The 22904-nt window shown below is 64.9% G+C and carries 20 protein-coding genes; 8 read left to right on the top strand and 12 right to left on the bottom strand.

The window, feature by feature from the left end:
• Positions 1-13 precede the first annotated feature (13 nt).
• The 7 genes from ABLE71_RS07830 to ABLE71_RS07860 form a co-directional block, all read right to left on the bottom strand.
• Positions 14-457: a hypothetical protein gene (locus tag ABLE71_RS07830; RefSeq protein ID WP_348782781.1), complete on the bottom strand. Its 444-nt coding sequence runs from the start codon at positions 455-457 to the stop codon at positions 14-16.
• A 376-nt stretch (positions 458-833) separates the two neighbouring features.
• On the bottom strand, positions 834-1931 hold the full coding sequence (locus tag ABLE71_RS07835) for an NADH:flavin oxidoreductase/NADH oxidase (RefSeq protein WP_348782782.1): 1098 nt from the start codon (positions 1929-1931) through the stop codon (positions 834-836).
• Between the two features lie 683 nt (positions 1932-2614).
• A complete protein-coding gene (locus tag ABLE71_RS07840) occupies positions 2615-3634 on the bottom strand; it encodes an LLM class flavin-dependent oxidoreductase (RefSeq protein ID WP_348782783.1) in 1020 nt (339 codons plus the stop codon).
• 106 nt (positions 3635-3740) lie between these two features.
• On the bottom strand, positions 3741-4727 hold the full coding sequence (locus ABLE71_RS07845; RefSeq protein WP_348782784.1) for a hydroxyacid dehydrogenase: 987 nt from the start codon (positions 4725-4727) through the stop codon (positions 3741-3743).
• A 124-nt stretch (positions 4728-4851) separates the two neighbouring features.
• Positions 4852-5565, bottom strand: a complete 714-nt coding sequence (locus ABLE71_RS07850; protein WP_348782785.1) for a FadR/GntR family transcriptional regulator — start codon at positions 5563-5565, stop codon at positions 4852-4854.
• Positions 5566-5580: 15 nt separating this feature from the next.
• Complete coding sequence (locus ABLE71_RS07855) at positions 5581-6750, bottom strand: mandelate racemase/muconate lactonizing enzyme family protein (RefSeq protein WP_348782786.1); 1170 nt, start codon at positions 6748-6750, stop codon at positions 5581-5583.
• 60 nt (positions 6751-6810) lie between these two features.
• The gene (locus tag ABLE71_RS07860) at positions 6811-7713 is read right to left on the bottom strand and encodes a sugar phosphate isomerase/epimerase family protein (protein ID WP_348782787.1); all 903 of its coding nucleotides are present in this window, start codon (positions 7711-7713) and stop codon (positions 6811-6813) included.
• A gap of 481 nt (positions 7714-8194) precedes the next feature.
• On the opposite strand from ABLE71_RS07860, the gene ABLE71_RS07865 reads away from it, so the two are divergent.
• Both ABLE71_RS07865 and ABLE71_RS07870 read left to right on the top strand, forming a co-directional pair.
• Entirely contained in the window at positions 8195-9250 is a 1056-nt protein-coding gene (locus ABLE71_RS07865; RefSeq protein ID WP_348782788.1) for a sugar phosphate isomerase/epimerase, read from the top strand.
• Positions 9251-9380: 130 nt separating this feature from the next.
• Complete coding sequence (locus tag ABLE71_RS07870; protein ID WP_348782789.1) at positions 9381-10568, top strand: Gfo/Idh/MocA family oxidoreductase; 1188 nt, start codon at positions 9381-9383, stop codon at positions 10566-10568.
• A 28-nt stretch (positions 10569-10596) separates the two neighbouring features.
• Here ABLE71_RS07870 and ABLE71_RS07875 read toward each other — a convergent pair whose 3' ends face one another.
• Positions 10597-11676 carry an alanine racemase gene (locus ABLE71_RS07875; protein ID WP_348782790.1) on the bottom strand — a complete coding sequence of 360 codons (1080 nt, stop codon included), beginning with the start codon at positions 11674-11676 and terminating at the stop codon, positions 10597-10599.
• Positions 11677-11681: 5 nt separating this feature from the next.
• Entirely contained in the window at positions 11682-12461 is a 780-nt protein-coding gene (locus ABLE71_RS07880; protein ID WP_348782791.1) for a 3-oxoacyl-ACP reductase family protein, read from the bottom strand.
• A gap of 223 nt (positions 12462-12684) precedes the next feature.
• Between ABLE71_RS07880 and ABLE71_RS07885 the strand changes: the two genes are divergently transcribed.
• Positions 12685-13590 carry a Ku protein gene (locus tag ABLE71_RS07885; protein WP_348782792.1) on the top strand — a complete coding sequence of 302 codons (906 nt, stop codon included), beginning with the start codon at positions 12685-12687 and terminating at the stop codon, positions 13588-13590.
• A gap of 3 nt (positions 13591-13593) precedes the next feature.
• A complete protein-coding gene (gene ligD / locus ABLE71_RS07890) occupies positions 13594-16107 on the top strand; it encodes a DNA ligase D (RefSeq protein WP_348782793.1) in 2514 nt (837 codons plus the stop codon).
• 187 nt (positions 16108-16294) lie between these two features.
• Here the strand turns inward: ligD and ABLE71_RS07895 are convergent, their stop codons facing one another.
• From ABLE71_RS07895 to ABLE71_RS07905, 3 genes are all read right to left on the bottom strand, one after another.
• Positions 16295-16546, bottom strand: a complete 252-nt coding sequence (locus tag ABLE71_RS07895) for a DUF2934 domain-containing protein (RefSeq protein WP_348782794.1) — start codon at positions 16544-16546, stop codon at positions 16295-16297.
• Positions 16547-16653: 107 nt separating this feature from the next.
• Positions 16654-17931: a glycosyltransferase gene (locus tag ABLE71_RS07900; RefSeq protein WP_348782795.1), complete on the bottom strand. Its 1278-nt coding sequence runs from the start codon at positions 17929-17931 to the stop codon at positions 16654-16656.
• The gene (locus ABLE71_RS07905; RefSeq protein WP_348782796.1) at positions 17928-18902 is read right to left on the bottom strand and encodes a GntR family transcriptional regulator; all 975 of its coding nucleotides are present in this window, start codon (positions 18900-18902) and stop codon (positions 17928-17930) included. The genes ABLE71_RS07900 and ABLE71_RS07905 overlap by 4 nt, the downstream gene beginning before the upstream one ends.
• A 175-nt stretch (positions 18903-19077) precedes the next feature.
• On the opposite strand from ABLE71_RS07905, the gene ABLE71_RS07910 reads away from it, so the two are divergent.
• The 4 genes from ABLE71_RS07910 to ABLE71_RS07925 all read left to right on the top strand — a co-directional run bounded on the left by ABLE71_RS07910 (position 19078) and on the right by ABLE71_RS07925 (position 22904).
• Positions 19078-20139: a spermidine/putrescine ABC transporter substrate-binding protein gene (locus ABLE71_RS07910; RefSeq protein WP_348782797.1), complete on the top strand. Its 1062-nt coding sequence runs from the start codon at positions 19078-19080 to the stop codon at positions 20137-20139.
• A gap of 69 nt (positions 20140-20208) precedes the next feature.
• Positions 20209-21045, top strand: a complete 837-nt coding sequence (locus ABLE71_RS07915; RefSeq protein ID WP_348783694.1) for an ABC transporter permease — start codon at positions 20209-20211, stop codon at positions 21043-21045.
• Entirely contained in the window at positions 21046-21840 is a 795-nt protein-coding gene (locus tag ABLE71_RS07920) for an ABC transporter permease (RefSeq protein ID WP_348782798.1), read from the top strand. It abuts the gene before it with no gap.
• Positions 21837-22904 carry an ABC transporter ATP-binding protein gene (locus tag ABLE71_RS07925; protein WP_348782799.1) on the top strand — a complete coding sequence of 356 codons (1068 nt, stop codon included), beginning with the start codon at positions 21837-21839 and terminating at the stop codon, positions 22902-22904. The genes ABLE71_RS07920 and ABLE71_RS07925 overlap by 4 nt, the downstream gene beginning before the upstream one ends.

Genomic DNA, 22904 nt, shown 5'->3' on the forward strand with positions numbered 1-22904 from the left:
CCTCGAGGTGATTCTAGTGCCAGGTGGTCGGTGGGAACCAATCATCGACCGCCTCCTCTGTCACGCCTCGAGCGGCGCTCCACCAATTGACAGGGAAAGGCCAATCGTTTGCTGCATATTCGCGAAGATAAGTGGGGACGAAGCTCTCGCGGAAATCGGGCTTCGCAGGATCGACGAGGACGCCGCAATAACCGAGGATCGCGATCAATGCTCGACGCTCCTGGTCGTTTGAAGGCAGTATCGCGCCCAGCGCCTTGGCGAGGTCAGCGAGTCTGGCCGCCGAAGGCATAGACCGGGCTATGTCGAGAACGGCATTCAACCTCAGATAGTCTGCTCTGCCCGGGTGTGGCCTGGGCGCGTGAGCAAGCTGCTGCAGATCGAAGCCGACATAACAAGGCTGGGTGTGGCGTACGCCGCCCCATTTGATCCGCACAAAGTTGAGTACGTTCAGGTCCACATCGGCGTCCTGCGGTTCACCGCAGATCGAGCAGGTTGAACTGTTCGACTGACTGACCCATTTGTGGCGAGTCAAATGTCGAGTCGCGGCGTAGCTGCCTAACCCAGATCGCAGATCCAGACGTCGGGTACGCAGGCTAACGCGAAGCATGAAACAACCTGTTCGCGAGAGATTGCATCCCGGGCGGCAATTGCGCGGTCGACTGAAGCGTCGTGCGACAGGCGAAAATTGTCGAACATCAGGCCTTTGGCTTTTGCATATGCAAAATCTTCAGGCGAGATAACTGGACTCCTGCGCCATCCGGCCTGAGTCCAGTATGCGTTGATCAGAACTTGAACCGCACGCTTATCCAAATCCATCGACCCGGACACAGTTATTACGCCCCCACCCAGTGCCTATGCATGTGGGCTGCGCGGGCGAGCTGTGGTGCGGTCTTGAATTCGTGGCCGAGCGTGGCGGCCGCGCGCCAGGGCCAGCGCGGGTCTGCAAGGATGGCGCGGGCGAGCGCCACCATGTCCGCGCGCCCGCCGGCGACGATCGCCTCGGCCTGCCTGGCCTCGTCGATCAGGCCAACCGCGCGCACTGGAATGCCGACAGCCTTCTTCACTGCTTCCGCCAGATGCACCTGGTAGCCGGGGCCGGTCGGGATCTTCTGATGCGGAGAATTGCCCCCGCTCGAGCAGCAGATGTAGGACGCGCCGGCATCCTTTAGCGCACGCGCGACCTCGACGCCTTCCTCCACCGACAGTCCGCCCTCCACCCAGTCGGTCACGGAGATGCGCGCGCCCAGCATCAGCTTCGGCACGGCATGCTTGACCGCCTTGGCGATCTCGACGGCCAGCCGCACGCGGTTCTCGAACGACCCGCCCCAGTTGTCCGTGCGCTGGTTGGAGAGCGGCGAGATGAACTGGTGCAGCAGGTAGCCATGCGCGGAATGCAGCTCGATGAAGTCGAAACCGGCGCGCTCCGCGCGGTGCGCTGCGCTGACGAAATGGCCGATCAGCGCATGGATCTCATCCTCGCTCAGCGCATGTGGCGTATGCCAGCCGTCGGCGAAGGGCAGGGCGGAGGCCGACACCGTCTGCCAGGGATCCTGGCCGGGTTTCAGCGGCCCGCCGCCTTCCCAGGGACGCTGGCACGACGCCTTGCGGCCGGCATGGGCGAGCTGGACGCCGAATTTGGTGCCTGATAGCGCGACGCGTTTCGTGGCGTCCAGCGCACGCTTCGCGGCCGCTTCGTTGTGGTCGGAGTAGAGGCCGAGGCAGCCATGCGAGATGCGGCCGCGCCGCTCGACATCGGTCATTTCCATGGTGACCATGCCGGCGCCAGACAGGGCGTACATCATCCATTGCTGCAGATGCCAGTCGGAGGCCGAGCCGTCATCGGCGGAATACTGGCACATGGGCGCAATCGCGATGCGGTTGGGGAATTCGAGGCCGCCGAGCGTGATCGGCGAGAAAAGATGGTCCGTCATGGGATGCTCCTGGGAGGGAATGTCCATACTTATGTGGCCTTGGGCCGAGCGCAACGGGCCCCGTGGCATGGTGGCGATGGGCCAGATCTTCGAGGGGCCCAGCCCGCCTCCCTCCAAACGGCAAGGTAGAGAACAGCACACCTCTCCGTCTCGGCCCTTCGGCAAGCTCAGGGTCTCGCCACCTCTCCCCCGGAAGGGGGCGAGGAAGGGAGCCAAGCTTCATCATCGCCACGCCCCGTTTCCGGTCTGGCCGTTTCAAAGAACGCTCTTCGCCGCCGGGAAGAGAAGTCGGGAAGCGGGGCACGGGGCCGAGCCTCTCAATTGTTAGTACGTGGCACGGTCTCCCGTGCCCCGCCGGCGTGCTTGCCCTACCTGGAGGGGACGCAGCGAATTCTATCACCGCGCGACCTCGGTCAGGGCCCGGACCTCAGGGCTCATCACCCAGCCGCGCCACCGTTAGCGCGACCGATCCGGCGCCGCCACCCTCCCTGATACCCGGTGCGCACCAGGTTCCCGTAAGAGCGATGGCCAAGTATCGCGCAACATTGATCTGCGTGGAGAAACAGGCGCGAAATATTTTCGCGGTCGAATGAAATCAATCGGTTAGCGGGCGTGTATATCCACGCGCCACGCGAAGCAGCGGCTGCTGGCCCATCACAGGACGATAGGAAACGGGGTCTCGTTCAACGCCAGCCGAGAGCGGGGGCGACATGGGTCAGGATCGCCTCGATCACATGGGCGTTGTAGGCAACGCCGAGCTGGTTGGGCACGGTCAGCAGCAGCGTGTCGGCCTCGGCGATGGCCTCGTCGCCTTTCAACTGCTCGACCAGAACGTCCGGTTCGGCTGCATAGGAGCGGCCAAATACCGCCAGCTTTTCCGGTTCGATGTAGCCGAAATGGTCGGTGCTCTGGTCGCCGCCGAAATAGGCGCGGTCCATATCGTTCACCAGCGCGAAGATGCTGCGGCTGACGGAAACACGCGGCTCGCGCGCGTGGCCGGCTGTCTTCCATGCCTCCCGGAAGGCGCGTATCTGGTTGGCCTGTTGGACGTGGAAAGGCTCCCCGCCTTCGTCGAACTTCAACGTCGAACTCTGCAGGTTCATGCCGAGTTTCGCCGCCCATTCGGCCGTCGCATTGGTGGCCGCGCCCCACCAGATGCGGTCGCGCAGGCCGGGCGCATGCGGCTCGAGGCGCAGCAGGCCGGGCGGGTTCGGGAACATGGGCCTGGGGTTGGGCTGGGCGAAACCGTCGCCCTTGAGCACCTCGAGAAAAACCTCGGCATGGCGGCGAGCCATGTCGGCGTCGCTCTGGCCCTCGGGCGGCGCGTAGCCGAAATAGCGCCACCCCTCGATCACCTGCTCGGGCGAGCCGCGGCTGATGCCGAGCTGCAGGCGGCCGCAGGCGATCAGGTCGGCGGCGCCCGCGTCCTCGGCCATGTAGAGCGGGTTCTCGTAGCGCATGTCGATGACGGCGGTGCCGATCTCGATCCGGCTGGTCCTGGCGCCGACGGCAGACAGCAACGGAAAGGGCGAGCCGAGCTGACGGGCGAAATGATGGACGCGGAAATAGGCTCCGTCCGCGCCGAGCTCCTCCGCTGCGACCGCAAGGTCGATGGATTGCAGGAGCGCGTCGGACGCCGACCGCGTCTGCGACTGCGGCGAGGGGTTCCAGTGGCCGAAGGACAAAAATCCGACTCTCTTCATGCAGCTATCTAGCCTATCGAATCGACAGCAAGCCACGCCGAATTTGGATGACTGGAATGCAGGTCAGCGAGGATCGTCGCTCATACCGTCGGTGCAGGGCGAGGCTTCACGGAAACCGCCGGCGGTAGTGCTCGACGGCTTCCGGGTTGCGCAAGTTCGCCGGCAAATCGCCCGAGAGCACGCGGATCGCCTCCTCGGCCGCGCCCAGCCCCATGCGCATCATGCTCTCTTCGGTGATGCCCGCCATGTGCGGCGTGATGATCACATTGTCGAAGCTGAAATAGGGATGATCCGATGGCAGCGGCTGCGTCGAAAAAACATCGAGCGCCGCACCTGCGATGCGGCCGGACGACAGCGCCTCGAGCAGCGCCGCGTCCTCCACGACCGGCCCGCGCGAGACGTTGATCAGCAGCGCGCCGGGTTTCATGAGGGCTATGCGGTCGCGGCCGATCAGGCCGGTCGTCTCCAGCGTCAGCGGGCAGCAGAGCACGACGATGTCGCTCGCCTCGACCAGTTCGTCGACCGAGGCGAAGCGGACATGATCAGGCAGATCCCTGGGCGTGCGGCTGTTGACGATGACGTCTAGGCTGAAACCCTTCGCCGCGATCTCGGCGACATGCCTGCCGACGGCGCCGAAACCGACGACGCCCATCGTACGGCCAGAGAGATCGTTGCCGTCGTTGGCGTGGTCGCGCCCGGCGAGCCAGCCCTTCTGCCTGAGGTCTCGGTCGACCTGGCGGAATTTCCTGAGCAGCGCCATCGAGGTCCACAGCACATGCTCGGCCACAGTTCGGGCGTTCGCGCCTGGCACGTTGGCGACCAGCACGCCGGCCCTGGTCGCCGCGTCGACCGGGATCATGTCGAGGCCGGCGCCGTGGCGGATCGCGGCGCGCAGTTTTTGGGCGCGCTCGAAGAGTATCGGCGGCAGGTTGGCGCGCACGATGACGATGTCGGCGTCGCGCGCCTCGTCGGCCAGCGTCACCGGATCGATCGCCGAGGCCACCACGAGATCGCCATGGTCCTTGAGCATCGCGGCCGCTTGCGGGTGCAGCGTATGCGTCGAGAAGATGACGGGCTTTTTCTGTCTGGGCATGAACTCTTCCGAAACCGGTTGCCACTCCAAGCTTGCGCGGTCGTACAGTTCGGGATCGTGCCCTAACTCGTTGTGTTCTCGCAATTCCGGACGGAAGCCGGTTGCCACTTTTCCTGGAATCGCCCTAGGCGCGCTCCAGCGTCTTTCCCGCCTCTTCGGTGCCCCCTTGGATGAGCCCCTTCCAGTAGCTCTCGACGCCCTGCAGATGCGCGCTCATCAGCGCCTGGGCGAGATTACCGTCACGCTTCAAGAGCGCGTCGAAAATCTGCAGGTGCTCGGCATGCGACTTGCGGCCACGTTCGGGGTCCTGGAAATAGATCGGCAGGCGTCGCTCGCCCATGACGTAATAGACGCTGCAGACCTTGTGGAAGACGCTGTTCTTCGTCGCCCGCACGATCTCGAGATGGAAGTCGCGGTCCTCCTTGGCGATGCCCTCGCCGGCGGCGAGCCGCAACTCCGATTCGTGCAGGATCTCGCGCAGCCGCTCGTAATTCTCCTCGGTGGCTCTGCTGCAGGCGAGTTCGGCCGCCTTGATCTCGTGGATTTTGCGAAGCTCCACCGTCTCATAGATCTGGACCGGGTCGAGCGGCACGCCGGCCTTGGCGAACAGCGCCATCGCCTCGACGCTGGCCTGCCGCGTGGTGAGATAGATGCCGGATTTCGCGCGGCGCTCGACGATCTGCATCGCCTCGAGGATGGCCAGCGCCTCGCGGATCTGTCCGCGGCTGACGGCGAAATGCTCGGCCAGTTCGCGCTCGGAGGGGGTGCGCCCCGTGTCTCCGTGGGAAGCGGAGAACAGGTAGGCGGCGAGTTCGGCGAGGAGGTTCTTCTCTTTCATGATCACATGCCGACCCTATGCGCCCTGGGCGTGGGTCTCCAGGAATTTTTCCGAGATTGTGAAGCCGAGGCCGGGCTTTTCCGGGATCGCAATCAGACCGTCGGATACTTCGATCTTATCCTCGACAAGGTCGTGAATCATGGGGTTTGCACCCAGCGAATATTCGACCGTGAAGGTAGCCGGCGAAGCCGCGCATATATGCAGCCCGGCAAAGAAGCAAGGCGCGCCGGCCCACAGATGCGGTGCCAGCCGCAGGTTGAAGGCGCTGGCGATGGCGCCGATCTTCATCACCTCGCTGATGCCGCCGCAGAAGGCCGGGTCGGGCTGGAAGATGTCGGCCGCCTTGAGCACGGCAAGATCGCGGAACGCGTAGCGCGTCGCCTCGCTCTCGCCGGTGGCGACCGGAACGTTGCCGGCCGCGCGCACCTCGGCGATGCCCGATTTGTCGTCGGCGACGACGGGTTCCTCGAACCAGGCGAGGTTGCAATCCTCGACCATCTGGATGAAGCGCCGCGCGCCGGCGACGGTGTAGGTGCCGTGCGCGTCGACCGCCAGCTCGATGTCGGGACCGATCGCCTTGCGCGCGGCCTGCACGCGCCCGGCCGATATGTGCGGCGCACCGTCCATCGCGCCGACGCGCATCTTCACCGCCTTGAAGCCGCCCTGGTCGATATAGGACTGCAGCTGTTCGCCGATTTTGTCGGCCGAAGCCCAGCCGCCCGACGCATAGGCCGGCATGCGCTCCAGCTTGCGGCCGCCGAGCAACCGCCAGACCGGCACGTTCAGCGATTTGCCGAGTATGTCCCACAGCGCGATATCGACCGCGCTGATCGCCGCGATCGTCGCGCCGCGCCGGGCCATCTGCGGCATGGCATGGCCTTCCTTGACGGCAAGGTCGGAGCGGACGCCGTTGTAGAGCATCTCCCAGATCACGCCGATGTCGCCGGCATTCCTGCCGATCAGCTGCGGGCCGACTTCGTGGTTGAGCATATGCACCAGCGCGCCGTAGTCGCCGGCGCTGCCGGCGGCGTTCTTGCCCTCGCCCCAGCCGACCAGCCCGTCATCGGTCTCGATGCGCAGGATAGCGGCGTCGAAGGTGCGCACCTGACCGAAGTCGCTGCGATGCTGGCGGCTCGTTTCGATGGGGATGCGGACCCACCAGGCCTGGACGCTCTTGATGCGCATTCTGCTCCTTTGCCGCGGCCGGCCGCAGGCGGACTGATCGTTGCCCGGTTTGCGTCCCGCTTATGCCGGCATCTTCTTGCCGATCAGCGGCAGGATCGTTTCCGCCGTGATGCGCATCTGGTCGGTGTAGAATTTTTCGGTCAGCACGCTGGAGCCGTGGTCCTGGATGAACTTCAGCTGCTCGGGCGAGATATCGACGGGGTTGCGCTCGACCATGTCCGGGTAGCGGTTGGCCGGCGTGCGGTCGACGGGAGCGACGAACTCGTTGGTGAGCGCGCCGTCATAGCCGATGTCCTTGAGTATGCCGACGATCTTCGGCCAGTCGATGGTGCCGAGGCCCGCGGCGAAACGGTTGTTGTCGGCGATGTGGAAGTCGAACAGGCGCTTGCCGGCCTTGCGGATCGCCTCCTCGACGTCGAACTCCTCCATATGGAGGTGATAGGCGTCGAGGCAGACGCCGCATTCGGGGCTGACCGCATCGGCCAGCGCCAGCGCCTGCTCGCCGCGATTGAAGATGTAGGTCTCGAACCGATTGAGCGGCTCGACAGCGATCTTGACGCCGACCTTCCTGGCGTGGGTGAAACATTCACGCGTGGCGTCGACCAGCCATTTCCACTCTTCCTCGGGGGAGCCATCGGGCACCACCTTGCCGACGGTTCCCGGCACCAGCGTGATGATCTCGCCGTCGAGTTCGCTCACCATGGTGAGCACGTCCTTGACATACTGCACCGAGCGCTCGCGCTGGCCCTGGTCCTTGGCGGCAAGGTTTCGCTCGCCGAGCATCAGTGTCACCGCGCCCCAGCAGCGTATGCCATGTTCCTTCAGCAGCCTGCGCGTCTCGACCGGCTTGTATTGTTCCGGTTCGCCGGAAATCTCGATTGACTCGTAGCCGAATTTCTTGATCCGCTTGAGCGTCACCTCCAGCGGCTCGGCGCGCATCCAGTTATGCGTTGAAAGATGCATGGTCTTCTCTCTCCCGAAAAATCGCCCGCGCAGAGCCGCGCGACGGCATTGGCTAGCTCGCTTCCCTTGTTGGACGGACGGCACTGCGCCAATCTGGTTCGACCAATTAGGGTTGGATTGACCACTATAGCAAAAATTTTGCACCTGCAAGCCAGCAGCTCCGGACCATGGGGACTCGCCTTAAGTTGTTGAACAAAATGGAATTATTACGGGGCTCGAAATTTTTCACCCGGCCCGGCATACTTGCCGGCTGGCTTGACCAGATCGAGGAATTTGGTAATACCAGACGGGGCGAGCAAACATGGAAAGCCGATATTTGAGTAATGCGTCCGGCGTCCATGGGGGGAAGGGCTGATGGCCGGCGGTCCGGGGCGGCGCCGCCGGCCATGGTCCCAAGGCGGCCCGGCAATCTGCTGGACATTCAGCGACAAGGATGCAAACCGATTGCTGACCGCAGCCGGTCAGGACGAAGGAGGATTTCGTGCCTAAGACGATGAAGGGACCTGCAATATTCCTGGCGCAGTTCGCGGGCGACGCCGCGCCGTTCAATTCGCTGAAGTCGATCACCAAATGGGCGGCCGGGCTCGGCTACAAGGGCGTGCAGATCCCGACCTGGGACGGGCGCCTGTTCGACCTCAAGAAGGCGGCGACCTCGAAGGCCTATTGCGACGAGGTGAAGGGCATCTGCGCCGAAGCAGGCGTCGAGATCACCGAGCTGTCGACCCATCTGCAGGGCCAGCTGGTCGCGGTGCATCCGGCCTATGACGCCCAGTTCGATGGCTTTGCGCCGCCATCGGTGCACAACAATCCCAAGGCGCGCCAGAAATGGGCGGTCGAGCAGATGAAGTTCGGCGCCAAGGCGTCGCGCAATCTCGGGCTGAACGCTTCCGTCAGCTTCTCCGGCGCATTGGCCTTCCCTTATCTCTACCCGTGGCCGCAGCGGCCGGCCGGCCTGATCGAGGAGGCCTTCACCGAACTCGGCAAGCGCTGGAAGCCGATTCTGGACGCCTATGAGGATGCCGGCGTCGATGTCGGCTACGAGATCCATCCCGGCGAGGACATTTTCGACGGAGCGACCTTCGAGATGTTCCTCGACGCCGTCGGCGGGCACAAGCGGGCCAACATCAACTACGACCCGTCGCATTTCCTGCTGCAGCAGCTCGACTATCTCCACTTCATCGACATCTATCACGAGCGCATCAAGGCCTTCCACGTGAAGGACGCCGAGTTCAACCCGACCGGCCGGCAGGGCGTCTATTCCGGCTATCAGGGCTGGGTGAACCGCGCCGGCCGCTTCCGTTCGCTCGGCGACGGACAGGTCGATTTTTCCGGCATCTTCTCCAAGCTGGCGCAATACGACTACGACAGCTGGGCGGTGCTGGAATGGGAATGCTGCCTCAAGCATCCCGAGGACGGCGCGGCCGAGGGCGCGCCCTTCATCGCCAGCCACATCATCCGTGTGACCGAAAAGGCGTTCGACGATTTCGCCGGCGGCACGACGGACAAGAAGCTGCTCAAGGCGATGATGGGGATTTGAGGGAGTAGGTTAGCAGGGGAATTAGGGAAGTAGGTATGACAGCAGTATGGTCTCGGGTGTAGACGCTCGTTCCCCTATCTCCCCTATTCCCGTACTCCCCTACCAATCTTGATTTTTCAGGGAGAGAGAAATGGTCAGCGGCAGACAGGTTGAATCCGGCAAGGGACCCATCCGCTACGGCATGGTCGGCGGCGGGCAGGGCGCCTTCATCGGCGCGGTGCACAGGCTGGCGGCGCGCATGGACGGCGAGTTCGAGCTGGTGGCCGGCGCGCTGTCGTCCAATCCGGAACGCGCCAAGGCTTCGGCCGCGGAACTCGGCCTCGATCCCCAGCGTAGCTATGGGAGCTTCGCCGAGATGGCGAAGGCAGAAGCCAAGCGGCCCGACGGTATCGAGGTGGTGGCGATCGTGACGCCAAACAACGTGCACTATCCGGCGGCGAAGGCCTTCCTTGAAGCCGGCATCCACGTCATCTGCGACAAGCCGCTGACTTCGAACCTCGCCGACGCCAGGAAGCTCGCCGCGCTGGTCGAAAAGAGCGGCAAGCTGTTCGTGCTCACCCACAACTACACCGCCTATCCGATGGTCAGGCAGGCGCGCGACATGGTGGCGAAGGGCCAGCTCGGCGACATCCGCGTCGTGCAGGCGGAATATCCGCAGGACTGGCTGACCGACCCGATCGAGCAGGCGGGCCAGAAGCAGGCGGCCTGGCGCACCGATCCGAAGCAGTCGGGCGCCGGCGGCGCTTCCGGCGATATCGGCACCCATGCTTACAACCTCGCGCGCTTCGTCTCCGGACTCGAACTCGCCGAGCTTTCGGCCGACCTCGACGCCTTCGTGCCGGGCCGCAAGGTGGACGACAATCTGAATGTGCTGCTGCGCTTCAAGCCGGCCGGCAAGGCTCCCCCCGCGAAGGGCATGATCTGGGCGAGCCAGGTCGCGCCAGGACACGAGAACGGGCTGAAGCTGCGCGTTTACGGCACCAAGGGCGGCATCGAATGGGTACAGGCCGACCCGAACTATCTGTGGTACACGCCGTTCGGGCAGCCCAAGCAGCTCATCACCCGCGCCGGCGCGGGCGCCGGCCCGGCCGCGGCGCGGCTGACGCGCGTGCCATCAGGCCATCCGGAAGGCTATCTCGAAGGTTTCGCCAATCTCTACCAGGAAGCCGCGCGGGCGATTCGCGCCGCCCGCCGGAAGGGCGGCAAGCCGGCAAAGGACGTCATCTATCCGACCGTCCAGGACGGTGTGGAAGGCGTCGCTTTCGTGGAGGCCTGCGTGAAGTCGTCGAAGAAGAACGGGGCCTGGACGAAGCTCTGACCCGCATCGAACCGGACCGGCCGGTCGCTCACCGCATCAGGCCGCGCGCGGCCACCGGCCAGACCGTCTCGACTATGCCGTCGCGGACGCCGTAGACCTCGTCGACCATGTTCGACACCACGCAGCAATGGTTCGGTACGATGGAGACGACTTCACCGACCTCAGGCTTCGCCGCCGAGGCCGACAGATCGATGATACCGTGCTCCTCCGAGAGGTTGGCGAGCCTGGCGTCGGGATAGTCGACGAGGCGGCCGAAATCCTTGAGGAAATACTGCTCGCGCGTCAGCATCTTCGAGCCGGCGTCGATGACGGCGCGGTCCTCGGTCGGCCGGCTCACCACGGTGGCGCGGACATGCATAGCGCAATCGTCCCATGTCGCGACGCCGGACTCGACCATCATGACGTCGTTGTAGACATAGGTGCCGACGCGGTGCTCGGTCATCATCGGATAGTCGGCGAGCGATTTCAAAGCCGGCGATCCGCCGCCCGAAAGCGTCGGGATCGGCATGCCGGCCGCTTCGAAAAGGGAAAGGGTGCGCGTGAAAAAGTCGAGCGTGCGCGGCGCATTGTTGGGATAGACGGCGAGGCCGGCGAATTCGACGCCCGGCAGCCTGTCGGCGAGGCGCGCAAGGTCGAGCGCCGCCTCCGGCGTCTGCACGCCGTTGCGTCCGAAGCCGGTGTCGCACTCGATCAGCACGGGCAGCTGCCGGCCGTGGCCTTTGGCGGCGTCCGACAGCCCGCGTAGCACCACCTCATTGTCGGCGACGACGGCGAGCCTGCGGATCCGCTCCGACAGGTCTATCAGCCGGCCGGTCTTTCGCGGGCCGACGATGTTGAAGGTGATCAGGATGTCGTCGGTGACGCCGGCGTCGATGAAGATTTCGGCTTCGCCGAGCTTCTGGCAGGTGAGACCGATGGCGCCGGCGGCGATCTGCATGGCGCCGATGGCCGGAATCTTGTGCGTCTTGATATGCGGACGCAGCGCCTTGCCGGATTGCGAAACCAGCCGCTGGACGCGCCCGATGTTGTTCTCCATGAGGTCGAGCAGGATGGTGACGCAAGGCGTGTCGAGTTCGGTGACCGGTTGCCGGCTTTGGGCCTTCTCCATGTCCGTCATCCTCCGGCAATCGACCAGCCGCCATCGACCATGATGTTGGCGCCGGTGATCAGCGACGCCGCCGGCGAGGCGAGGAACACGACGGCGCCGGCGACGTCGATCGGATCGCCGATCCGGCCGAGCGGGATGTGGGCGAGCACATGCGCGTGAAATTCGGGCTGGTCGAGGCTGGGCCGGGTGCCGTCGGTCCAGATGAAGGTCGGCGCGATGCTGTTGACCGTGATGCCGTGGCGCGCCCATTCCGCCGCGAGGCAGCGCGTCAGATGGTTGATGGCGGCCTTGGTCATGCAATAGATGGACTCCCCGCGCAGCGTGACCGATCCCGCCTGCGAGCTGATGTTGATGATGCGCCCGGATTTCCTCGACATCATCAGCTTGCCCACTGCCTGGGTGGTGAAGAAGGTGCCCTTGAGGTTGATGTTCACCGTATAGTCGAAGTCAGCCTCGGTGACGTCCTCGGCGAGGTTTTCCGGGCCGATGCCGACATTGTTGACCAGCACGTCGATGCGGCCGAAATGGTCGTGCGCCTGCGCGACGGCGGCGCGCACCGAGTCCAGGTCCGACAGGTCCATGCGGACCGCGAAAGCGCGCCGGCCCAGTGCCTCGATCTCGGCGACGAGCGCCTCGCCGTCCCCGGGCTTGCGGATGCCGACGACCATGTCCGCGCCGGAGCCGGCGCAGGCGAGCGCGCAGGCGCGGCCGATGCCGCGCGATGCGCCGGTGACGAACACAATCTTTCCCGTGAGCTCGAAGCTGGGCGTGGTGGCGGCGGTCATGGCTGTTCTCCCTCTTTGCATGCGGCTGCACAGCATTAGACAGATGCGGTGCGCCGGGGAAGCCGGCTGACGCTTTGCAGGCGGGAACTTCGCGGGCGGGATCCGGACCCGGCCCAGCCGCATTGTCAGCAGTGCGATGTCTGACGGCGCAGGATGCCGTTTGCCGTCTTTCCGTTGGCTACGGACGGTCGTAGACTGAAACCGCAACGAGCCGGAGTTCGTCATGGCGCCTCGCCCTGCCTGGAAAGGCTATCTGAAACTTTCCCTCGTCACCTGCGCCGTCGAGCTGTCGGGAGCGACGACCCAGAGCGAGAAAGTATCGTTCCGCACGCTCAACCGCCAGACCGGCAACGCGGTCCGCCGGCAATACATGGATTCGGTGAGCGGCAAGCCGGTGGACGACAAGAACGAAGTGCGCGGCTACGAGGTCGAAAAGGACGAGTTCCTGATCATCGAGGATGAGGACATCGAGGCGGTGCAGATCGAATCCTCGCACACGCTGAGCCTCGACAGCTTTGTCGAGAAGGCCGACGTCGATCCTGTCTATATCGAAAAACCCTACTACCTCACGCCCGCCGACAAGGTTTCCGAGGAGGCCTTCGCCGTCATCCGGCAGGCGCTGGAGGACAAGAAGATGGCCGGGCTTGCGCGCATCGTGCTCTACCAGCGCGAACGGCCGTGCCTGATCGAGCCCTTCGGCAAGGGCATGCTTTTGACCACGCTGCGCTATGGCGACACGGTGCGGCAGGCCGAGGACGCCTATGACGGGATGGACAAGCTCAAGCTCGACCAGGACCTGCTCGAACTCGCGACCCGCACGATCGAGAGGAAGAAGGGCAAGTTCGACCCCGCCACCTTCGAGGACCGCTACGAGAAGGCCGTGCTCGACCTGATCAAGTCGCGCAAGAAGAGCGGCAAGAAGGTGTCGGTGCGCGAGACCGAGGAGAAGCCGTCCAACGTCATCAACCTTTTCGATGCCTTGAAGAAGAGCCTGGCGGCGGGCGAGCAGAAGGCCGCCGGTAAAGCGGCGAGCAAGGAAGCGCCAGGGAAGGTCCAGGCGAAAAAGCCCGCGCCACGCAAGAAGGCGCCGCCCACAAGGAAGGCTCCGTCGGGCAAGCCAAAAAGCTGAGCCATGGACAGCCTCGAAAGCTACCGCGCCAAACGCAACTTCAAGCGCACGCCCGAACCGTCCGGCAAATCCAAGCCCGGAAAGCCGAAAAGCGCCGGCGGCGTCTTCGTTGTGCACAAACACGATGCGCGCCGGCTGCACTACGATCTGCGGCTCGAACATGACGGGGTCCTGTGGAGCTGGGCGGTGACGCGCGGCCCGAGCCTCGACCCGTCCGACAAACGGCTCGCCGTCCATGTCGAGGATCATCCTTTTGAGTACCGCACCTTCGAGGGCATCATCCCGGAAGGCTACGGCGCTGGAACCGTCGTCCTGTGGGACGAGGGCAGTTGGACGCCGGAATTCGACCCGGCCTGGGGCATGAAAAAGGGCCACATCCGCTTCGAGCTCGACGGCCAGAAGCTGCACGGGCTCTGGGACCTCGTGCGGCTGAAGCGCAAAGCCGGCGAAAAACGCGACAACTGGCTGCTGATCAAGGCCGACGACGCGTTTGCGCGGCCCGGCGAAGACATTCTTCTGGAACAGCCGCGTTCGGTGAAATCGGGCCGGACGGTCGAAGAGGTCGCGGCCGGAAAGCCGCCGCGCCGGAAGCCGATCGCCAAGGCGCTGCAGGTCACCAAGCCGAAGGCGCGAAAAAGCAGCAAGCCGATGCCCGGCTTCATCGAGCCACAGCTGGCGACGCTGCGCTCGAACCCGCCGTCGGGGGACGAGTGGCTGCACGAGGTCAAGTTCGACGGCTACCGCATCCAGGCGCATGTCTCCCAGGGCAAGGTCACGCTGTTCACGCGCAAGGGTCTCGACTGGACCGCCAAGTTTGGCAGCGCCATCCCGGAAGCCCTTGCGGCGCTCGATTGCGAAGACGCTGTCATCGACGGCGAGATCGTCGTGCTTTCGGACCAAGGCGTCGCTTCCTTCTCGGCGCTCCAGGCCGCGCTTTCTTCGGGCAGGACGGACCTCATGCTCTATTACGCCTTCGACCTTCTGCATCTCGACGGCGTCGACCTGCGCGGAGAGCCGCTGCTTGAGCGGAAGGCGAAGCTGCACCGGCTTGTAGGAACGGGCCTGGCCCATGCACCGGTTCACTACAGCGAACATTTCGAGACGGCCGGCCAGACCATGCTGGCGCATGCCTGCAGGATGGGGCTTGAAGGCATCATCTCCAAGCGCGCCGACGCACCCTACGAAGCCGGGAGGAGCCTCGGCTGGATCAAATCCAAATGCACGCTGAGGCAGGAATTCGTCATCCTCGGCTACGTGCCGTCGGAAGCCACGGGCCGGGGCTTGCGCTCGCTGGTGGTCGGCTACCACAGGGACGGCAAGCTGCACTATGGCGGCCGGGTGGGCACCGGCTTTTCCGGCACCGTCACCAACGATCTGAAGAAGCGGCTCGATCGCATCAGAACGAAGCGGCCGCCGGTCGGGGGCGAACCGGCGAAGGACAGGAAGGTTGTCTGGGCAAAACCCGATCTCGTCGCCGAGGTCGAGTTCAGGAGCTGGACGGACGACGGCATCCTGCGCCAGGCCTCCTTCCAGGGCTTGCGCGAGGACAAGCCCGCGAGCGAGGTCGTGGCGGAGACGGGAATGGCGGCGAACGATGGCGCAGCCGCCGATATTACAAAGGCGCGTTCGCCGCGCGCCTCGAAGGAAATATCGAAGAGGCCGAAAGCCATGTCCGTCACCCTGAGCAGTCCCGAGAAACTGTTGTGGCCCGAGGCCGGGATCAGCAAGCAGGGGTTGCTCGAGCACTACGAAAAGGTCTGGCCGCGCATCGAGCAATTCATCGTCGACAGGCCGCTCAGCCTGGTGCGCGCGCCCGACGGCATCGACGGGCAGCGGTTCTTCCAGAAGCACGCGTCGAAGGGCATGCATGAGGCGATCATCCGCACGGCCGATCCCGAGGACGGCGAGGAGCTTCTCTCCATCCGCGACTTCGACGGACTTGCCGCGCTGGTGCAGTTCGGCGTCGTCGAGATCCATATCTGGGGTTCGACGCTCGCCGCCATCGAGATGCCGGACCAGATCGTCTTCGACCTCGACCCGGACGAAGGACTGGGCGTCGAGGACGTGAGGGCAGCGACGCTCGACGTGAAGGACAGGCTCGACGCGCTCGGCCTGCCGAGCTTCGTCAAGACATCCGGCGGCAAGGGATTCCATGTCGTGGTGCCGCTGAAGCCCAAGGCAGACTGGGATACGGTGAAGACCTTCTCGCACGACTTTGCCCGCGCCATGGAACAGACGGATCCCGGCCGCTACACGTCGGTGCTGTCCAAGAAGGCGCGCAAGGGCCGCGTCTTTGTCGATTATCTGCGCAACGGCAGGGGATCGACCGCGGTGGCGCCATGGTCCTCGCGGGCGAAGCCGAACGCGACGGTCGCGGTGCCGGTAACTTTCGACATGGTGCGCGACGGTGTCGGCCCCGCCGACTTTTCCATCGGCTCGAAGGCGCTGGACGACGCGCTGAAGAGACCCGATCCCTGGGCGGACTTCTTCAAGGCGGCCAAGCCGCTGAAACTTTAGAGCGGCGAACGCTCAGTCGGAATCGCTGCGTCGCTATCTCTTTGTTTCAGCATCGGATTTGTCCGAAAACCGCTGCGCACTTTTCGGTCCGATGCTGTAGAGACGCTTGCCGAAACAGCCATGGCCGCAACCAACTCACCGCCGGACCGCGGTCCGACGTGTCAGGCGATCGGCCTTGTGGACCCGACTACTTCGCCTTGGGCTTGGCTGCCGGCTTCTTGGCGACTGGAGCCGCCTTGGCGGCGGGTGCCTTGGCGGCGGCCTTGGGCTTCGCGACCGCGGCCGCGCGGGCCGGCTTTTTCTTCGCCGCCGCGGCCTCCGCGTCGATTTCCCTTGTCGCCTGGTCCCAATGGTCCTGGTCTGCGCCGTGAGGTCGTCCGTGACTTTCCCAAATAGCGTGGGCACGTTGACGAATGCGCTGCTGACGGTCGTCGGTCATGCTTGCCTCCAGTCGGTCGGAGCCTTGATCGTAACACAATTGCGGCGATGCGACAGAGCGCTTACGCCGCAGTGCACCATCGCGGACATATTTTTTTCGCGCGGTCCCTATCGCCCGACAAGACCGAGAATGGCATCGGCGGCGCGCGCCGTGCCGGGTGCGGCGGCCATGCTCGCGGCGTTCGTCCGAAGACGACCGCGCATGGATCGATCGTCGAGCAGTGATGCGATCGCCGCGGTCAGCCCGGCCGGCGTCCACGAAGCCCGGTCGAGGCGAAGTCCGACGCCGGTCTCGACGGCGCGCTCGGCATTGTCGTGACCATCCCAGCAATAGGGCATGATCAGCGAGGGCACGCCGAAATACAGCGCCTCGCAAAAACTGTTGTTGCCGCCGTGATGGATGAAGAGGTCGCATCTGGCGACCACGGAGGGCTGCGGAAACCAGGCATCGAGATAGACATTGTCCGGCACCGCGCGGTAGGCCTCGCGAAATCCGCCGACATTGACGATGAAGCGCGCCGGGAAGGACGCGAAGACCGCGATCATCCGTTCGATCAGATCGACGTCGGCGGCGCCGAGACTGCCGAAGCCGAGATAGACGAGCGGCCCCTCGCCGCGCGGGAAGTCCGGCAGGTCGAACGGGCCCTCGCGGCGCACGCACCCCTCCAGGTAGACGAATTTATCGGGGTCGAGCGGCACCGCGCGTTCGCGGCGCACGATTTGCGGCGTCAGCAGAAGGTTGAGCCAGGGCGAGGTTTCGAGAAAGATGCCCGGCGGCAGCGCCGGCAGTCCCGTTCCCACGCGAAAACGGTTGAACCGTTCATGCGCCGGCGCGACGGCCTCGAGATAGCGCTTCTCGAAATAGGGCCGCGATGCGTCGTCGGCCGCGAGGCCCGATAGATAGGGGGGCACGTTGGCGTCGGGCAACTCGGTCTCGGCGCAGGAGACCATGCGCACCCACGGGATGGCGGAGGTCGCAAGCGCCGGGAACATGACGACATTGTCGAGCACAACCGCGTCGGGCTTCAGCCGGGCGAGCAGCCGGCGGAGCCCGGCCTCCGCCCCGATTGCGGTGTCGACGATCGCCTCCCAGGTCGGACCGACATAGGTGTCGAGCTGCTCGAGGGGCGAGAGGTTGAAATGCGGCAGGTGCCGGCGCACGAACGACTGCCACGTATCGGGGCGGTCGCCGGCGCGTTCGCTCGCTGGCAGTTGGTGCTCCGGAAAACCATAATCGGCGAACAGGCCGGAAAAGCCCGGATGACAGATGAAGACGGGCCGCGCACCGCGCTCGCGCAACGCCTGCGCGACGCCGATGCAGTTCAGCGCAGCGCCGAAGCTCGCTTCAGGGAACAGCGCGACGATCGGTGCGGCGCGCGACTTCATCTGCCGTTCCGCTCGTCGGTCCTGCCGGTCGCAGGCAGGACCGGCGCGCCGCGGCTCGCCGCCTGCGGCCGCTGGCTGCGCGAGAGGCGCAGATGCAGACGCATGAGATCGGCCGCCGCTTCGAACTGCCTGCTTTCGAGCTGGTCGAGGATGGCGAGATGCTCGCGCGTCGACTGCTTCAGGCGAAAGACGTTCACGGCGTGCATAGCGCCCGGCATACGCCTCAGCCTCAGATGATCGGCAAGCGCCTGGCCAACGAAACGGTTGGCGGCGCCGCGGGCGACCATGCCGTGGAACTCGATGTCGAGGCGTTGGAATTCGCGCGCGTCGAAGGTGACCTCCGGCGAGGCGAGTTGCGCCTCCATGCCGAAACGCAGGGCGGCGGCCTGCGCCTCGTCCAACCTGAAGCCCGGCGTCAGCAACGCGGCCGGCTCCAGAAGCAGGCGGTAGTCGTAGCTTTCGGCAAGCGCCTCCGGCCCCGCCTGCGCCGGGCGGAAGAGCCACGACTGGCCGGGAGCCTTCTCGATCCAGTTTCCGCCCTCCAGTATTCTTAGCGCCTTTAGTACCGTTCGGCGGTCGCTTGTGTAACGTTGTGAAAGGGCGCTGGCGGTAACCGTGTCGTCCAGGCGGCGCGCCGCGCGATCCCGCAAAATGGACTCGGCCAGGCGGTCCTCCTCAGCGCTCGGAAGGTCGGCGGCGGCCTCGATCGCGCCGGCGGGATCGATTGCCAGGGTGTAGCCGCTGTCCTTCTCCCACCGCACGACGCCTTGGCCGGCCAGCAGGCGCAGGCTCGCCCGGACCGGCGTGCGCGAGACGTTGCAGAGCGAGGCGATCTGCTGCTCGGCCAGACGGTCGCCGGCCCGGAAACCGCCGCGGCGCACCGCCTCCAGGATGCGCTGGGCGAGATCCAGGTGATTGGAGCGGGGGCGCTGGCGGGTCGGCTGCATGTTGCGGACTTTCGCGGCGAGCACCGGTTCGTCGCTCGCATCCCGATTATGGATTGACGTTCTTTTTGCAGCAATAGTACAGTTGTGAAAACGGCAAAAAAGCCGGGGAACGAAATCCGCGCCTTAGCCCGATCATCGACGCAAGGCACTCAACGCCGAATTTCACCGACGCAAAAGTCGCGAACAATGGGAGTCTGTCATGAAGATCACGAACGAACGCCGGGCACGTGCGCGGGTTGTCCTGCTCGGCCTTGGCCTCGCCGCGCTGGCCTCGTCGGCGAGCGCCGCCAACCTCGTCATCTCCAACTGGGACGGCTACATGGCGCCCGACGCCATGGATGCTTTCAAGACGGCGACCGGCAATACCGGCGAGGTCGTCAAGCACGCAACCAACGAGGAGATCATGGGCAAGCTCGTCGCCTCGGGCGGCAAGGGCTATGACGTAGTCTTCGTTTCGTCGCCGTTCGCGGAGGTGCTGAACAAGCTCGGCCTCGCCGAGACGGTCGACGCATCGAAGGTCCCCAACCTCGCCAATCTTTATCCCGAGGCTGCCTCGCTCGCCTACGATCCGGGCAACACATTCTCGGTGCCTTATACATGGGGCACGACCGGGCTCTGCTACCGCTCCGACCTGGTGAAGACGGAGCCGGCCTCGTGGAACGATCTGCTGAAGCCCGCCGACGACATCAAGGGCAAGACGACAATGCTGGCGACCGACCGTTGGCTGCTCGCCGCCGGCCAGCTCGCCGACGGCTTTTCGGTGAACGAGACTGATCCGGCCAAGATGGAGCAGGTGAAGAACACGCTGATCGAGGCGAAGAAGACCCTGCTCGCCTATGACGACACGACGTTCTACGCCAAGCTGGTGTCGGGCGAGGCGCTCTTGGTGCAGGCGTGGGACGGCTGGTGCAACTACGGCATCACCGACAACAAGGACATCAAATACGTGATCCCGAAGGAGGGGTCGGATCTGTGGGTCGACACGATGGTGGTGTTGAAGGCTTCGGAGAACAAGGACGCCGCCTTCCAGTTCATCAACTTCATGCTGGACACCAAGAACCACGCGTGGGCAGCCGAGAACATCCTCTACAAGGTGCCGAACAAGGCGGCGATGGAGAGCCTGCCTGCCGAACTCGCCACGACCTATCCGAACATGGCCATGCCGGTCGCCGAGCTCACCAAATTCGAGGTGCTGCGCGATGTCGGCGAGTCGCAGAAGGAGTATTCGCGCATCGTCAGCGAGATCAAGGCGGCGCAGTAGCCTGCTGCCGTCGTTCGGAACTCAAAGGGGCGGGACATGACGGCGACAGGCACCCGCCCCGCCTTCCTGATGGCGCCGGCCCTGGCCTGGCTAATCGGGCTGATGGTCGTGCCGTGCGGCCTGGTGCTGGCGCTCGCCTTCTTCCAGCGCGGCATCTATGGCGGCGTCGACTACAGTTTCACGCTGGAGAACTTTTCCAGGGTCTTCGACCCGCTCTACGCCGGCATCTTCCTGAGGTCGGCGCGTATCGCGGGAACGGCAACGGCAATCGCCGTAGTTCTGGGCTACGCTGCCGCCTATGCCATCGCGTCGTGCCGGCGAAACCTGCAGCCGGCGCTGCTGTTCTTCGCGGTGCTGCCCTTCTGGTCGAATTACCTGATCCGGACCTATGCCTGGATCGTGCTGCTCAACCGCGAGGGGCTGATCACGCAGTTGCTGCGCTGGTTCGGCTATGAGGGCGAGCCGCCGTCGATGCTCTATACGGAAGGCGCTGTCATTGCCGGGCTCGTCTACAACTACCTGCCCTTCGTCATCCTTGCCTGCTACGCGCCGCTGTCGCGCATGAACCCGGAACTCGCCGAGGCTTCGCGCGATCTCGGCGGCTCGGCCTTCACGACGTTCCGCCGCATCGTGCTGCCGCTGACGCTGCCCGGCATCGCCGCCGGGGCGGTGTTCGTCTTCGTTCTGTCGATCGGCAACTTCGTGACGCCGGCCCTGCTCGGCGGCGGGCGGTTCCAGATGATCGGCAATCTCGTCTACGACCAGTTCCTCACCGCCAACGACTGGCCGTTCGGCGCGGCGCTGTCGATGGCGCTGATCGCCATCATGATGCTGCTTCTCCTCGTGCAGGCCTATGCGTCGGACCGCGCCTCGACGCGCACTGCCTCCGTCAGGGAGGATGCGTAGATGGCGGAGCGCAGTGCAGCGGCTAGGCGAAGCGGCACAGCAGTGCTCGTGCTTTTCTTCGCCTTTCTCTACGTCCCGATCGCCGTGCTGGTCGCGCTCTCCTTCAACGAGGGCGGGCTGCCGACCGTCTGGTCGGGTTTTTCGACCAAATGGTATGTGTCGCTCGCGTCCAACCGGGACATATTGTCGGCGACGCTGAATACGCTGATTGTCGCAGTTGCATCGACTGCGATCGCCACGCTGCTCGGCACGCTGCTTGCCATCGGCATCGAGATCCGGCAGCAACGCGGGACAGCGCTCGAAGCGCTGGTCTTCGCGCCGATGATCGTCCCCGACATCGTGCTCGCCGTTGCGCTGCTGTCCTTCTTTTCCATGCTTGATTTCACACTGGGCCTGCACACGATCGTGCTGGCGCATGTCGTGTTCAACCTCGCCTTCGTCTGCGCGGTGGTGCGCGCGCGGCTAAAGAGCTTCGACTGGTCGATCACCGAGGCGTCGGCCGATCTCGGCGCCTCTGCCTTCACCACCTTCCGGCGGGTGACCATTCCCGTGATCCTGCCTGCCGTGATCGCCGGTGCGCTGCTCGCCTTCACGCTGTCGGTCGACGAGTTCATCATCGCCTTCTTCACCGCCGGAGCGGGGCGCGCCTCGACCACGCTGCCGATGCAGATCTATTCGATGATCCGCTTCGGCATCACGCCGGAGATCAACGCGCTCGCCACCATCGTCATGGCTGTCAGTGTCGTGGCGCTCGCCATATCGCAGCGACTCAACCGCGGGATGGTCGGGCAATGACGCGTGCGGTGCTTGACCTCGACGCCGTCGGGAAGAATTTCGGCCGGCTGACCGCTGTTGACGGCGTGACTTTGTCGATCCGGGAAAACGAATTCTTCGCGCTGCTCGGGCCGTCGGGCTGCGGCAAGACCACGCTGCTCAGGATGCTCGCCGGCTTCGAGACGCCGACGCGGGGAAAGATCCTGCTCGACGGTGCCGACGTGTCGCGGGTGCCGCCGAACCGGCGGCCGGTGAATTTGATGTTTCAGTCCTACGCGCTGTTTCCGCATATGAGCGTGCGCTCCAACATCGCCTACGGGTTGGAAATGGAGGGCCGGCCGGCCGCCGAGATTCGCGCCAGGGTCGACGAGATGCTGGCGACGACGCAGCTTGACGGGCTTGCCGGCCGCAAGCCGGACCAGCTCTCCGGCGGTCAGAAGCAGCGCGTCGCACTCGCCCGCGCTCTGATCAAGCGGCCGCGCGTGCTTCTGCTCGACGAACCGCTCGGCGCGCTCGACAAGAAGCTGCGCGGCGAGATGCAGATCGAGCTGAAGCGGCTGCAGCACGAGGTCGGCATCACCTTCGTCGTCGTTACGCACGACCAGGAGGAGGCGCTTGTCATGGCCGACCGCATGGCGGTGCTGAAGGACGGCCGGCTGCTGCAATGCGACACGCCGCACGCGGTCTACGAGCACCCCGCAGACGCCTTCGTCGCCGGCTTCATCGGCCTGATGAATTTCTGCCGGGGCGTCGCCGTCGTCGAAGGCGTGCGCGCGAGGGATGCCTCGTTGATTGCCGGCGCGCTGCCGGGAGGATTGGCAACCGGCGACGAGGCGATTGCTGCGGTGCGGCCCGAGCGCATCATGCTGTTTCCGCCGGCCGACATCGCCAACAGGACGACCGGCACGGTCGAGGCGCTCGCCTATCACGGGCTCGACCTGCAGCTCCATGTGCGCACGGCACCGGCCGACAAAGCTTTCCTCGTCCGCATCACCGCCGACACCGCGGACAAGCGCGCTATCGGCATCGGCGATGCGGTCGAGCTCGGCTGGTCGGCGGCGGACACACGCATCTTCAGAATTTGA

The sequence above is a fragment of the Mesorhizobium sp. KR9-304 genome (assembly GCF_040049215.1).
Taxonomy (GTDB): Bacteria; Pseudomonadota; Alphaproteobacteria; order Rhizobiales; family Rhizobiaceae; genus Mesorhizobium_K.